Source organism: Pseudonocardia abyssalis (assembly GCF_019263705.2).
Taxonomy (GTDB): domain Bacteria; phylum Actinomycetota; class Actinomycetes; order Mycobacteriales; family Pseudonocardiaceae; genus Pseudonocardia; species Pseudonocardia abyssalis.
Window position 1 is genome coordinate 2,814,092 of the sequence record NZ_JADQDK010000001.1, and the last position, 12,888, is coordinate 2,826,979.

Below are 12,888 nucleotides of genomic sequence, written 5' to 3' on the forward strand. Positions count from 1 at the left end.
ACCTCCTCGTCGAGTGTCTACTCAACGGTAACCCCCAGCGAGACGCACGTCACCCCCTGCGCCGCGGACGAACCGCGCGACGGCGTCCGGGTGCCCGGCCGGGTGCGTGTGCAGGAACGACGCGTGCACGCCGCCGTGGACCCAGCCCTCCGGCTCGCCGCCCCGCCAGCCCCAGGCCGGGGCCACGCCGGCCCGCGGGATGACCGTGCAGCGGTGGAACTCGTGCCCGCTCACCCGCGCCCCCGCCGCGAACAGCGGCGACCCGGACAGGGCGACGGCGTCGCGGTAGCCGAGCGTCAGCCGCGGCGTCATCGCGGCGTCGGCAGGCAGTACCCCGCACATCGGGGAGCCGTCGAGGGCGTCGCACAGGTAGAGCAGCCCGGCGCACTCCGCGTGCACCGGTGCACCGTTGTCGGCCAGCGCCCGCACCGCCGCCCGCAGCGGGGCGTTCGCGCTCAGCGCCGCGGCGTGCTCCTCGGGGAACCCACCGGGCACCACGAGCGCGGCGGTCCCGTCCGGCAGTCCCTCGTCGCGCAGCGGGTCGACGGTGACGACCTCGGCCCCCGCGGCCGCCAGGAGCTCGACGTGCTCGGCGTAGCCGAACGTGAACGCCGCTCCCCCGAACACCCCCACCACCCGCGAGTTCTCCCCTCCCCCCGGCGAGTTTGCCGCCCCCACCCAGCGAGTTTGCCGATCGCGCCCGTCGTGTCGTCCGTCGACGCCGGACACCTCGGCCGCCGGGTCCCACGACGGCCCGATCGGCAGCGGCGCGGCCAGCCCGGCCACGGCGTCGAGGTCGACGTGCTCCGCCACCAGCTCCGCCATCGCGTCGACGGCGGCGTGCGCGGCCGCCCCGTGCTCCGCGGCGGTGACCAGCCCGAGGTGGCGCGAGGGGACCGCGAGCTCGTCGCGCCGGGGCAGGGCCCCGAGCACCGGCAGCCCGACCTCGTCGGCCGCCGCCCGCAGGACGTCCTCGTGCCGGGGGCTGCCGACCCTGTTCAGGACGACCCCGCCGATCACGACGTCCGGGTCGAACGACCGGAACCCGTGCAGCAGCGCGGCGAGGCTGCGCGACTGCCCCCGCACGTCGACGACCAGCACCACCGGCGCCCCGAGCAGCCCCGCGACCTGCGCCGTCGACCCGGCCCCGTCCGCCAGCCGCCCGTCGAACAGGCCCATCACGCCCTCGACGACCGCGATCTCCGCGCCCGCCGCGCCGTGCCGGGCTAGCGGGAGGATCCGGTCGGCGCCGACGAGGACCGGATCGAGGTTCCGGCCCGGCCGGCCGGCGGCGAGGGTGTGGTAACCGGGGTCGACGTAGTCGGGGCCCACCTTGAACGGGGCCACCACCGTGCCCCGGCGCCGCAGCGCGGCCGTCAGCCCGGTGGCGACGGTGGTCTTCCCGGACCCGGACGCCGGCGCCCCGACCACCAGCGCGCGGGCCGTCATGATCGCCGGAAGTGGCCGGTGGGTGCCACGGGTGACACGTGTCGACCACTCCCCCCGATCATGAGTGGCCCAGCACCGGGTGCGGCACGTACGGCGCCTCCAGCGCCGCGATCTCGTCGTCGCTCAGCTCCACCTCGACGGCCGCGACCGCGTCCTCGATGTGCCCTGCCTTCGTCGCCCCGATGATCGGTGCGGTGAGGGCCTCCCGGTGCAGCAGCCAGGCCAGTGCGATCTGCGCCATCGGCAGGTCACGGGCCTTCGCGACCTCGGCGACGGCGCGCACCACGGCGTCGTCGGCCTCCCCGTACATGCGGTCGGCGATCGGGTCGCTCCCGGCGCGGACGGTGGTGCGCTGCTCGGGCAGCCGCGTCAGCCGGCCCCGCGCCAGCGGACTCCACGGGATGACCCCGACGCCCTGGTCGAGGCACAGCGGGTGCATCTCCCGCTCCTCCTCGCGGTAGAGGAGGTTGTAGTGGTCCTGCATGGAGACGAACCGCGTCCAGCCACCGAGGTCGGCGGTGTGCTGCGCCTTCGCGAACTGCCAGGCGAACATGCTCGACGCCCCGATGTAGCGCGCCTTCCCCGCACGCACCACGTCGTGCAGCGCCTCCATCGTCTCCTCGATCGGCGTCTCCGGATCCCAGCGGTGGATCTGGTAGAGGTCGACGTGGTCGGTGCCCAGCCGGGTCAGCGACGCGTCGATGCTCGCCAGGATGTGCTTGCGCGAGAGCCCGCGGTCGTTCGGCCCGTCGCCCATCGGCATGAAGACCTTCGTGGCGAGCACGTAGTCGTCGCGGCGCGCGAACAGCTCGCGCAGCAGTGTGCCCGTGACCTCCTCGCTCGCGCCGAGCGAGTACATGTCGGCGGTGTCGAAGAACGTGATCCCGGCGTCGACGGCGGCGCGCACGAGCGGACGCGACGCGTCGAGGTCGAGCACCCAGTCGCGCCAGTCCGGCGTGCCGTAGCTCATCATCCCCAGGCAGATCCGCGAGACCTGCAACCCGGTACTTCCCAGCCTGACCTGCTGCATCACCACTCGATTCCCCGCTGGCCCTTCTGGCCGGCGTCCATCGGATGCTTGATCTTGCCCGTCTCCATGACCAGGTCGGCCGCGGCGATCAGCTCCGGCGCGGCGTCCCGTCCGGTGATGATCACGTGCTGCCTGCCCTCGCGCGCGGCGAGGACCTCGACCACCTCGTGCACGTCCACCCACCCCCACTTGAGCGGGTAGGTGAACTCGTCCAGGACGTAGACGTCGTGCACGCCCGCCTCGATCCGCCGCCGGATCTCGCGCCATCCCTCCTGAGCGGCGGCGGCGTGGTCCTCCTCGGTGCCCGGCTTGCGCACCCAGGACCAGCCCTCGCCCATCTTGTGCCACTCGACGGGCCCGCCCTCGCCGGTCTCCGCGTGGACGCGGCCGAGCGCGCGGAACGCCGTCTCCTCGCCGACCTTCCACTTCGCCGACTTCACGAACTGGAACACCCCGATCGACCAGCCCTGGCTCCACCCGCGCAGGGCCAGCCCGAACGCCGCGGTCGACTTGCCCTTCATCGTCCCCGTGTGGACGACGACGAGTGGCCGGTTGCGGCGCTGCCTCGTCGTGAGCCCGTCGTCGGGCACGGTCTCGACCTGTCCCTGCGGCATCCGTCTGCTCCTAAGCTGCTCGGGCGGCGTGCACGACGCCGGTGACGCCGTCGGCCGACAGCGCCCCGATGGTCACGATCTCCCCGCCGGCGGCCGCGGCGATCCGGGCGGCGAGGCCGAGACGGACGGGGCCGGACTCGCAGTCGACCACCACCGTCGCGACGCCGTCGGCCGCGAGCAGCGCCGCGGCCCGGCACGCGTCCGACACCGGCTCCCCGGACCGGCCGACCGTCGCGCGGCCGTCGGTGAGCAGGACGAGCAGCGCGCGGCGGCGGGGGTCGCGGAGCCGCTCGACGCGCAGGACCTCGCGGGCGCGCAGCAGTCCGTCGGCCAGCGGGGTGCGGCCGCCGGTGCGCATCGACGCCATCCGCGCCTGCGCCGCCGGCACGCTCGACGTCGGGGGCAGCACCAGTTCGGCGCCGCCCGCGCGGAAGGTGACGAGTCCGACCTTGTCGCGGCGCTGGTAGGCGTCGCGCAGGAGCGACAGCACCGCTCCCGACACCGCCGACATGCGTGCACGGGCGGCCATCGAGCCGGAGGCGTCGACGGCGAACAGCACGAGGTTGCCCTCCCGGCCCTCGCGCTCGCCGCTGCGCAGGTCGCCGTGGCGCAGCACGAGTGCCGGCCCGGTCCGGCCGCGCGAGCGCTGGTGCGGGGCGGCCGCGGTGATCGACGCGGGGAGGTGGACGTCGGCGGCCCGGCGCGGGGTGGTCGCGACGGCCCGCACGACGCGGCCGGAGTCGGTGCGGGCCCGGGAGCGGCGGCCGGGGGCCCCCTCACCGAGCCCGGGGACCTCGAGACGGCGTGCCCGGAACGTGTCCGTGGGGGCGGGGGCCCGAACACCCTCCCGGTCGGACGGCCCGTCCGCCCGGCCGGTGGGCGAGCCCTGCGGCTGCGGCCCGTCCTGTGTGGGCCCCCCGTCCGGGTCGGGAGCACCGTCCGGTCGATCCGAGGCGAGGTCCCCGCCGCCGTCCGGGCCGGCGGCGTCGGGGTCGCGGGTCTCGGGGCCACCGTCATCCGGGCCACCGTCATCCGGGCCACCGTGGTCGGGGCCACCGTGGTCGGGGCTGCGGTCCGGGCCTACCCCGCCGGGTCCTCCGCCGGGTCCTCCGTCGGGGCCGTCGTCGTCCGGGCCGTCCCCGTCGGCTCCTTTCTGCTCCGCCGCGTCGCGCAGGGCGTCGTCGAGGGCGCCCTCGTCCATGCCGGGCTCGTCGAACGGGTCGCGGCGGCGACGGTGCGGCAGGGCGAGGCGGGCGGCGACGCGCACGTCCTCCTCCTCCACCGCCCCGACCCCGCGCCACGCGGCGTGGGCCACCGCGGCGCGGGCGATGACGAGGTCGGCGCGCATGCCGTCGACGTCGAACGCCGCGCACACCGACGCGATCCGGCGCAGCTCGGCGTCGGGCAGCACCACCGCGGCCACCCGCGAGCGGGCGGCGACGATCCGGGCCGCGACCTCGGCGTCGGCGGCCCGCCAGGCGTCGGTGAAGCCCGCGGGGTCGTCGTCGAACGCCATCCGGCGGCGCACCACCTCGACGCGTGTCCCGACGTCGCGCGCCGCCCGCACCTCGACGGCCAGCCCGAACCGGTCGAGCAGCTGCGGGCGCAGCTCGCCCTCCTCCGGGTTCATCGTCCCGACCAGCAGGAACCGCGCCGCGTGCGACACCGACACCCCGTCGCGCTCGACGTGCGCACGGCCCATCGCGGCGGCGTCGAGGAGGAGGTCGACGAGGTGGTCGTGCAGCAGGTTGACCTCGTCGACGTAGAGCACGCCGCGGTGCGCGTCGGCGAGCAGCCCCGGCTGGTACGCCCGGACCCCCTCGGACAGCGCGCGCTCCAGGTCCAGTGACCCGACGAGCCGGTCGTCGGTGGCCCCCACCGGCAGCTCGACGAGCCGGGCCGCCCGCGACTCGCCGACCGTCGCGGCGTGCGGGCCGTCGGGGCAGGCGGGGTCGGGTGCGGTGGGGTCGCAGCCGAAGCGGCAGCCCGGCACCACCTGCAACGCGGGCAGCAGCGCGGCCAGCGCGCGCACGGCCGTCGACTTCGCGGTGCCCTTCTCCCCCCGCACCAGCACCCCGCCGACGCCCGGGTGCACGGCGTTGAGCAGGAGCGCGAGGCGGAGGTCGTCGTGGCCGACGACGGCGGAGAACGGGAACTGCGGGGAGGTCACGAGGGGGACACTGCCAGACCGGAGGTCACCGTCGGGAGGTCCCGTGCCGCACCGTGACTGATCACATGTTCAAGTGAGCCGATATCGAGATTCTGTTCGACGAGGTCGCCGAGCAGGTCGAGCTGGCGTTCGCGCTCGTCGGCGAAGCAGGTGTCGGGGGCGGCGACGAACCCCGCGCGGCCCACCCGCTCCAGCAGGCGGCGACGGAACCCGTCGTTCTCCAGAAGGCCGTGCCAGTGGGTGCCCCACACGGTGCCGGTGTCCGAACCCTCCGAGGAGTCGATCAGGCCGGGGTCGCCGGACCGCACCACGCGCCCGTGGTGGATCTCGTACCCGCGCACCGGCTCGCCCCAGGCCGTGCCCACGGGGTTGCCGAGGTGCTTGTCGACGTCGAACTCGATCTCCAGGTCCAGCAGGCCCAGCCCCTCCGCGTCGCCGGACTCCACCCCGTGCGGGTCGGCGATCCGCCGCCCGAGCATCTGGTAGCCGCCGCAGACCCCGAGCACCGGACGCCCCGCGCGGGCGTGGGCGAGCACCCCGTCGGCCAGGCCGGACGACCGCAGCCAGGCCAGGTCCGACACCGTCGACTTCGACCCCGGCAGGACGACCAGGTCGACGTCGGCCAGGCGCGAGGCCTCCGTGACGTACCGCACGGCGACACCCGGCTCGCAGGCCAGCGCCTCGGCGTCGGTGGCATTGGAGATCCGCGGGAACCGGACGACGGCGACGCGCAGCCACGCCGACCCGTGCGGCGGTGCGGGGCGCCCGAGCACGCCGTCGGAGACGACGGAGAGCGAGTCCTCGGCGTCGAGCCACAACCCGTCGGCCCACGGGACGACCCCGAACGTCGGGCGGCCGGTGAGCGCGCGGAGCTGGTCGAGACCGGGCGCGAGCAGCGACGGGTCGCCGCGGAACTTGTTGATCACGAACCCGGCGATGCGGGCCTGGTCGGCGGCGTCGAGGACCGCGACGGTGCCGAAGAGGTGGGCGAGCACGCCGCCGCGGTCGATGTCGCCGACGACGACCACCGGCAGGTCCGCGGCCTGCGCGAGCCCCATGTTGGCGATGTCGGAGCGGCGCAGGTTGATCTCCGCGGGCGACCCGGCGCCCTCGCAGACCACGACGTCGTACCGCCTCCGCAGATCGGTGAGGGTGTCGACGACCACCTCCAGCAGCGCCGCCTTCCGTGACCGGTACGACCGTGCGCTGACCGTCCCGTCGACGCGTCCGAGCACCACGACCTGTGAACTGCGGTCGCTGCCCGGCTTGAGCAGCACCGGGTTGAACGCGGTGCTCGGGGCGAGCCCGCACGCGTGCGCCTGCATGGCCTGCGCGCGGCCGATCTCGCCGCCGTCGGGCGTCACGACGGAGTTGTTGCTCATGTTCTGGGCCTTGAACGGCGCCACGCGCACCCCGCGGCGTGCCAGCATCCGGCAGATCCCCGCGACCAGCGCGCTCTTGCCCGCATCCGAGGTCGTCCCGGCCACCAGCAGTCCTCCGCGCACGACGACTACCGTAAGGGCGTGCGGTTCCTCCTGCGTCCGGGCTGGCTGGCCCTCATCGCCGCGGTGCTCGCGTTCGTCGTCGCCTGCTACACGTTCCTCGCCCCGTGGCAGTTCGGCCGCGAGGCCCAGCGCGAGGCGCAGCAGCAGGCCATCGACACCGCGACCGCGACGCCCCCCGTCCCGATCGCCGAGCTGACCTCGGACGGCGTGACCCCGGACGTCGAGTGGCGGCAGGTCGAGGTCACGGGCAGCTACCTCCCCGAGGCCCAGGGCCTCGTGCGCCTGCGCGTCGTCGACGGGCGCCCGGCCGTCGAGGTGCTGACGCCGTTCCGCACGTCCGACGGGCGGCTGCTGACGGTCGACCGCGGCACGGTCGAGACCTCCAGCGGCTCGGTGACCCCGGACATCCCCGCACCCCCGGCCGGGGAGGTCACGCTCACCGCGCGTCTGCGCGTCGACCAGACCGATCCCGAGGGCCGGGTGCTCGACGAGGCCGGCTTCCAGCAGCTCTACGTCGCCGACTCGCGGCTGCTCGCCACCGCCACCGGGCTCGCACTGGAACCCGGCTGGCTGCAGCTCGCCCCCGGCCAGCCCGGCGTCCTCGCCCCGCTGCCGGTCCTGCCGAGCAGCGGCGGGGCACCGTTCACGAACCTGTCCTACGCCCTGCAGTGGATCACCTTCGGCGTGATCGCCCTGCTCGCGCTGGGGTACTTCATCCGACTGGAGCTGCTGCAGCGCCGGGGCAAGCCCGACCGCACCGCCCTGCGGCGCGCCCTGTCCGGCGAGGACGACGAGGCCCCGCTCCCCCGCTGAGCGATCGCGCGGCCTCCCGGGCACGCCGCGCCGGCCGAACATGATCGTTCCGAGATGACCCTCCCGGTCGTCGGCGCGACCGCCGCCCTCACCTCGGAACGATCACCGCCGCCAGTACCCCCGCCAGCACCGCGGCCGCGGCCCCCACCAGGCGGGAGAGGCGGGCGGAGCGGTGCAGGTCGACAGGGGTCGGGGTCGGGCCGATCCCCAGGCGGGGCCGCTCCTCGACGCCGTGCGCGTACACCGTCCGTCCGCCGAGCCCGACGCCCAGCGCCCCGGCCGCGGCGGCCTCCACCGGACCGGCGTTCGGGGACGGGTGCCCGCCCGAGTCCCGGCGCCACGCGGCGAGCGCGCCGGACGGCGAACCCCCGACGGCCGGCGCCAGCACCGTGAACAGCGCCGCGCAGACCCGGGCCGGGACGAGGTTCGCGACGTCGTCGAGCCGCGCCGAGGCCCACCCGAACCGTCGGTACCGCGGCGACCGGTAGCCGACCATCGCATCCAGGGTGTTGACCGCGCGGTACCCGAGCAGACCCGGCACCCCGGCGACCGCCCCCCAGAACAGCGGCGCCACGACCGCGTCGGAGGTGTTCTCCGCCAGCGACTCCACCCCGGCCCGCGCCATCCCCGCCGCGTCGAGCGACTCCGGGTCGCGCCCGCACAGCGACGGAAGCCGCCGCCGCGCCGCGGCGAGATCGACCCCGTCCGACACCGGAGCCGGGTCCACCGCCGCGGCCCCGGGCCGCACACCCGACCACGGACCGTCGGTCGCCGTCGCACCACCACGGGCCCCCAGCTCCCGCGCCAGCGCCGCCCCGTGCCCGGCCAGCGACGACCCGCCGAGCACCGTCCACGTCGCCAGCGCCGTCAGCCCGGTCCCGAGGACCGGACGCCGCCGCCCGAGCGCCTCGGCGGCGACCCCGAGCCCGACCGCGCCCCCCAGCAGCACCGCGGTGTACCCGACGCCGGCCAGACGGCAGTCGGCGTACGTCCGCCGCTCCAGGGCCGCGGCGAGGGTGCCGAACCCGGCGACCGGGTGGCCACGTCGCGGGTCGCCGAGGACGGCGTCGGCCAGCGTTCCGATCACCAGGCCGACTGCACGCGATCTCACGTCCGCGAACCTACGTCGGGCCGGGCGCCGACCCGGTACCCGGGGGATGATCGCGACATGCGCACCGACCTGGACCCGACCGAGCTCGGCGCGGGTGCCTTCTACCGCCTGCTGACCTCCGTCGTCGTTCCCCGCCCGATCGCCTGGGTGAGCACCCGCTCGGCCGCGGGCGTCGACAACCTCGCTCCGCACTCGTTCTTCACCGTGTCCTGCGTCGATCCGCCGATGGTCCAGTTCACCAGCGTCGGGGTGAAGGACTCGCTGACCAACGCGCGCGAGACCGGCGAGTTCGTCGTCTGCCTGGCCACCGACCCACTGTTCGAGCAGGTCAACGCGACGGGCACCGACTTCCCCGCGGGTGTCAGCGAGTTCGCGGAGGTCGGGCTGACGGCCGCGCCGAGTGAGAAGGTGACGCCGCCGCGGGTCGCCGAGTCACCCGTGGCGCTGGAGTGCCGCCTCGAGCAGGCGCTGACCCTCGGCGACTCCACCGTCGTGATCGGCCGCGTGGTGCACGCCTCGATCAGCACCGACGTGTTCGACGGCGACCCGCACGACGGCGGGCTGCCCACGATCGCGAAGCTCCGACCCCTGGCCCGGCTCGGGCGCGACGAGTGGTCGGGGATCGGCGAGCTCAAGGAGATCACCCGGATCCGGTACCGGGACTGGCCGGGGCACTACTCCCCGCCGACCGCCTGACCGAGCCGCAGGTCGTAGAGGCGCTCCGCCTCGGCCGCCACCCGGTGCAGGTTGCACGGCCACTTCTCGCCCGACCCGCTCGAGTGCCGGCACGACGTGCAGCGCCCGAGCCGGTCGGGCACGTGCGCGGCGAGCAGCCGGCGCCACACCTGTGGCATCGCGGACATCTCCCCGGCGACACCGGAACTCCCGATCACGTCCACGAACCCCCCACACACATCCGGCAGCGACATGCCTTCGCCGGTGACCGGGATCCGGTTCACCGACATCGCCCACCATCTTGTCGCCCCCGATGCGTCGCCGCGCGGCGGGCCGCCGTACTAGAGGGTGAACTCTCCCGGCGGGGTCGCGCCGTCCCGGGCGTGCAGCTCACCCTCGCGCCCGCGCAGCTCGACGCGGCGGATCTTCCCCGAGATGGTCTTGGGCAGATCGAAGAACTCCAGGCGTCGGATCCGCTTGTACGGCGCAAGGTGCTCGCGGGCGAACTGCAGGATGTCGCGCGCGGTCTCCTCGGTGGGGTCGTAGCCCGCCGCGAGCACCACGTACGCCTTCGGGACGGCGAGGCGGACGGAGTCGGGCGACGGCACGATCGCCGCCTCCGCCACCGCCGGGTGCTCGATGAGCACGCTCTCCAGCTCGAACGGCGAGATGCGGTAGTCCGACGCCTTGAACACGTCGTCGGCGCGCCCGACGTAGGTGATGTAGCCGTCGGCGTCGCGGGACCCGACGTCGCCGGTGTGGTAGTACCCGTTCGCCATCGCCTCGGCGTTGCGCTCGGGGTCGCCGGCGTAGCCGACCATCAGCCCGAGCGGGCGCCGGGCGAGGTCGATGCAGATCTCGCCCTCCTCGACGCCGGCCTCCCCCGTGGCCGGGTCGACCAGGACGATCGGGTAGCCGGGGATCGGGCGGCCCATCGAGCCGGCCTTGACGGTCTGGCCGGGCGGGTTGCCGATCTGCACGGTCGACTCGGTCTGCCCGAAGCCGTCGCGGATCCGCACCCCCCATGCCTTCTCGATCTGCTCGATGACCTCGGGGTTGAGCGGCTCCCCCGCGCCGACGACCTTCTGCGGCGGCGTCTTCAGGCCGGACAGGTCGGCCTGGATGAGCATCCGCCACACCGTGGGCGGGGCGCAGAAGCTGTCGACGCCGCAGCGGTCGAGCACGGCGAGCACGGACGCCGCGTCGAACTTCGCGTAGTTCATGACGAGCACGCAGGACTCGGCGATCCACGGCGCGAAGACGTTGCTCCACGCGTGCTTGGCCCAGCCCGGCGAGGAGATGTTGAGGTGGACGTCGCCGGGCTCCAGCCCGATCCAGTACATCGTGGACAGGTGCCCGACGGGGTAGCTCGCGTGCGTGTGCTCCACGAGCTTGGGCTTCGCGGTGGTGCCGGAGGTGAAGTAGAGCAGCAGCGTGTCGCTGCCCTTCGTGATCCCGTCGGGCGCGAACTCGGCGGACGCGGAGTCCGCGTCGGCGTAGTCGAGCCAGCCCTGCGGCGCGTCACGGACGGCGATCTTCGTGTACTCGCCCTCGACGTCGTCGAACTTGGCCGCGTCGCCCCCGCCGACGACGACGTGCTTCGCGGCGCCGCGGTCGAGGCGGTCACGCAGGTCGGCGGCGGTGAGCAGCGTCGTGGCCGGGATGACGACGGCGCCGAGCTTCATCGCGGCGAGCATCGTCTCCCACAGCTCGACCTGGTTGCCGAGCATCAGGATGATCCGGTCGCCGCGCGCGACGCCGTGCCCGCGCAGCCAGTTGGCGACCCGGTTCGAGCGCTCCGCGAGCTCCGCGAACGTCCAGTGCGCCTCGGAACCGTCCCCCTCGACGATCCACAGCGCCCGCTGCGCCCCGCGCTGCGGGTCGGCCGCGACGGCGTCGATGTGGTCGAGCGCGAAGTTGAACTCGTCGATCTCCGGCCAGGCGAAGTCGCGGTAGGCGGTGTCGTAGTCGGTGCGGTGTTCCTGCAGGAACGTGCGCGCCGCGTAGAAGGCCTCTGCCGAGCCGGTCATCTGTTCACCTCGCGAAGTAGCTGCTCTGCTCCCGCCGAACAGTAGTGATCCAGTGCGGGCACCGGCAGACCCACCCGGACGTGCCGCGACCGGCGGGGACGCCGCGACGGGCGCCGGGGCTACCGTCGCGGCCGTGACCCTCCGCAGCATCCTGGGCGTGTCGGTGGCCGCCTGCGTCCTGCTGGCCGGCTGCGGCTCGCCCGCGCCCGCCGCCTCCGTCGACGCCGCCCCTCCCCCCGTGACCGCGGACGCCCGGGCGCCCGCCGTCGACCTGCCGTGGCCCGGCCGCAGCGCCGCGGAGTCCGCGGGACTGCAGCAGGCCGTCGACGACGGGGCGCAGCCGTGGCTGCTCGATCCCGCCGAGCTGGCCCGGTCCTACGCCTCAGCGGCCTACGGCTGGGACAGCGTGACGGCGACGGCGACCGGCGACTCCGTCGAGCTCACCGGCCCCGGCGGCGTACGCCGCGTCCTGACCGTCGCCCAGCCCGGGCGGACCGGGTCCGGCGGGATCTGGGTCGTCACCGCCGACTCCGCTGAGTGAGGGCCTCACTTGTTCGGGTGAACAGCGGCCGGAAGTGAAGCGCCGGCGCCCCGGGCGGCGATCTCCTCCATGACACCGTCGCAGCAGTGGCGGGCAGCCGGACCTCAGGGGGCCACCATGGACGCCAACACCACTGTCTCGCAGGACATGTTCACCGTGCTCCACGGCCAGCCCGCGCCGGTCGTGACGCGCTGGAGCTACGACGCCGCGGACCCGTTCGCCGTCACGCTCGCCGTCCGGACCAGGGCCGACCGCTGGGTCGAGTGGCTGGTCGGGCGCGACCTGGTCCTCGAGGGCCTCGAGGGCCCCACCGGCGAGGGCGACATCCGCATGAGCCCGCAGACCGTGCAGGGCTACGACATCGTCGAGATCGAGATCCGCTCCACCGACGGCCGGGCCGTCCTGGAGGTCGACCGCGACCTGCTGCGGCACTTCGTCGAGGCGTCCGCCGAGCTGGTCGCGTTCGGTGACGAGCACGGCCTGATGGACCTGGACGGGGAGATCGCGAAGCTCACCGCGGGCGCCGAGTAGGGGCTAGCGGTACCGCTCGGCGTAGCGCCGGGCCGCCGCCTCCCGCGAGGGGGCCGTGAGCCGCTCCCGCTCCGCCTCGGCCTGTCCGGGCGCCCAGCCCGCCTTGACCGACCGGTGCTCGGTCGTCAGATGGACGAACGAGGCCGCGTACATCAGTCCGACCAGTGCCCCACCGAGGACGGCGACCAGCCGGACCCACAGCTCCCCGGGCACCAGCACCACCAGCAGGATGCCGAAGGGCACCAGCTGCACCACCGAGCGCAGCATCTGCCGCAGCGCCCACGTCCTCGTCGAGACGTCGTGCAGCACCCAGCCCCGGTACCGCGCGGGCAACCCGCCGCCCATGGCGTACCAGAGCCACCACAGCGGACCGGGCCGGAGCGTCGTCATGGCCCCATCGTCCTCCCCCGGGGCCGGGC

General features: G+C 74.8%; 13 protein-coding genes. 4 read left to right on the forward strand and 9 right to left on the reverse strand.

Annotated elements, in window-relative coordinates:
- Nucleotides 1-21: 21 nt before the first annotated feature.
- Genes I4I81_RS13600 through I4I81_RS13620 form a run of 5 tightly spaced genes read right to left on the reverse strand, consistent with a single transcriptional unit; the run spans nt 22 to nt 6,768 of the window.
- Nucleotides 22-1,449 carry a cobyrinic acid a,c-diamide synthase CobB gene (locus I4I81_RS13600; RefSeq protein ID WP_218616076.1) on the reverse strand — a complete coding sequence of 476 codons (1,428 nt, stop codon included), beginning with the start codon at nt 1,447-1,449 and terminating at the stop codon, nt 22-24.
- A gap of 58 nt (nt 1,450-1,507) precedes the next feature.
- A complete protein-coding gene (locus I4I81_RS13605) occupies nt 1,508-2,479 on the reverse strand; it encodes an aldo/keto reductase (RefSeq protein ID WP_218605187.1) in 972 nt (323 codons plus the stop codon).
- A complete protein-coding gene (gene cobO, locus I4I81_RS13610; protein WP_218605188.1) occupies nt 2,479-3,093 on the reverse strand; it encodes a cob(I)yrinic acid a,c-diamide adenosyltransferase in 615 nt (204 codons plus the stop codon). The genes I4I81_RS13605 and cobO overlap by 1 nt, the downstream gene beginning before the upstream one ends.
- Before the next feature lie 10 nt (nt 3,094-3,103).
- Nucleotides 3,104-5,263 (reverse strand): putative cobaltochelatase, encoded by a 2,160-nt coding sequence (locus I4I81_RS13615; protein WP_218605189.1) that lies wholly within the window; start codon nt 5,261-5,263, stop codon nt 3,104-3,106.
- Nucleotides 5,260-6,768 (reverse strand): cobyric acid synthase, encoded by a 1,509-nt coding sequence (locus I4I81_RS13620; RefSeq protein WP_218605190.1) that lies wholly within the window; start codon nt 6,766-6,768, stop codon nt 5,260-5,262. The genes I4I81_RS13615 and I4I81_RS13620 overlap by 4 nt, the downstream gene beginning before the upstream one ends.
- Nucleotides 6,769-6,786: 18 nt before the next feature.
- Between I4I81_RS13620 and I4I81_RS13625 the strand changes: the two genes are divergently transcribed.
- Nucleotides 6,787-7,581 carry an SURF1 family cytochrome oxidase biogenesis protein gene (locus tag I4I81_RS13625; RefSeq protein ID WP_218605191.1) on the forward strand — a complete coding sequence of 265 codons (795 nt, stop codon included), beginning with the start codon at nt 6,787-6,789 and terminating at the stop codon, nt 7,579-7,581.
- An 88-nt stretch (nt 7,582-7,669) separates the two neighbouring features.
- Here the strand turns inward: I4I81_RS13625 and I4I81_RS13630 are convergent, their stop codons facing one another.
- Nucleotides 7,670-8,692: a CobD/CbiB family cobalamin biosynthesis protein gene (locus I4I81_RS13630; protein WP_218616077.1), complete on the reverse strand. Its 1,023-nt coding sequence runs from the start codon at nt 8,690-8,692 to the stop codon at nt 7,670-7,672.
- Nucleotides 8,693-8,749: 57 nt separating this feature from the next.
- Here I4I81_RS13630 and I4I81_RS13635 point away from each other — a divergent pair, with 57 nt between their 5' ends.
- A complete protein-coding gene (locus I4I81_RS13635) occupies nt 8,750-9,388 on the forward strand; it encodes a flavin reductase family protein (RefSeq protein ID WP_218604420.1) in 639 nt (212 codons plus the stop codon).
- Here the strand turns inward: I4I81_RS13635 and I4I81_RS13640 are convergent.
- Both I4I81_RS13640 and I4I81_RS13645 read right to left on the reverse strand, forming a co-directional pair.
- Entirely contained in the window at nt 9,367-9,546 is a 180-nt protein-coding gene (locus I4I81_RS13640; protein WP_218616078.1) for a hypothetical protein, read from the reverse strand. The two genes, I4I81_RS13635 and I4I81_RS13640, sit on opposite strands and share 22 nt — an antisense overlap.
- A gap of 162 nt (nt 9,547-9,708) precedes the next feature.
- Entirely contained in the window at nt 9,709-11,397 is a 1,689-nt protein-coding gene (locus I4I81_RS13645) for an AMP-binding protein (protein WP_218604422.1), read from the reverse strand.
- A 133-nt stretch (nt 11,398-11,530) separates the two neighbouring features.
- On the opposite strand from I4I81_RS13645, the gene I4I81_RS13650 reads away from it, so the two are divergent.
- Nucleotides 11,531-11,938 (forward strand): hypothetical protein, encoded by a 408-nt coding sequence (locus I4I81_RS13650; protein WP_218604423.1) that lies wholly within the window; start codon nt 11,531-11,533, stop codon nt 11,936-11,938.
- Nucleotides 11,939-12,055: 117 nt separating this feature from the next.
- On the forward strand, nt 12,056-12,469 hold the full coding sequence (locus I4I81_RS13655; RefSeq protein ID WP_218604424.1) for an SsgA family sporulation/cell division regulator: 414 nt from the start codon (nt 12,056-12,058) through the stop codon (nt 12,467-12,469).
- 3 nt (nt 12,470-12,472) lie between these two features.
- On the opposite strand, the gene I4I81_RS13660 is transcribed toward I4I81_RS13655, so the two are convergent.
- Complete coding sequence (locus tag I4I81_RS13660; protein ID WP_218604425.1) at nt 12,473-12,859, reverse strand: DUF5313 family protein; 387 nt, start codon at nt 12,857-12,859, stop codon at nt 12,473-12,475.
- Nucleotides 12,860-12,888: the final 29 nt, after the last annotated feature.

Excerpts from the sequence above, each read along its gene's own strand:
- I4I81_RS13640 (WP_218616078.1), bottom strand. The coding sequence starts at position 9,546 with ATGCCACAGGTGTGGCGCCGGCTGCTCGCCGCGCACGTGCCCGACCGG.
- cobO (WP_218605188.1), bottom strand. The coding sequence starts at position 3,093 with ATGCCGCAGGGACAGGTCGAGACCGTGCCCGACGACGGGCTCACGACG.
- I4I81_RS13655 (WP_218604424.1), top strand. The coding sequence starts at position 12,056 with ATGGACGCCAACACCACTGTCTCGCAGGACATGTTCACCGTGCTCCAC.
- I4I81_RS13660 (WP_218604425.1), bottom strand. The coding sequence starts at position 12,859 with ATGACGACGCTCCGGCCCGGTCCGCTGTGGTGGCTCTGGTACGCCATG.
- I4I81_RS13600 (WP_218616076.1), bottom strand. The coding sequence starts at position 1,449 with ATGACGGCCCGCGCGCTGGTGGTCGGGGCGCCGGCGTCCGGGTCCGGG.
- I4I81_RS13605 (WP_218605187.1), bottom strand. The coding sequence starts at position 2,479 with ATGCAGCAGGTCAGGCTGGGAAGTACCGGGTTGCAGGTCTCGCGGATC.
- I4I81_RS13645 (WP_218604422.1), bottom strand. The coding sequence starts at position 11,397 with ATGACCGGCTCGGCAGAGGCCTTCTACGCGGCGCGCACGTTCCTGCAG.
- I4I81_RS13635 (WP_218604420.1), top strand. The coding sequence starts at position 8,750 with ATGCGCACCGACCTGGACCCGACCGAGCTCGGCGCGGGTGCCTTCTAC.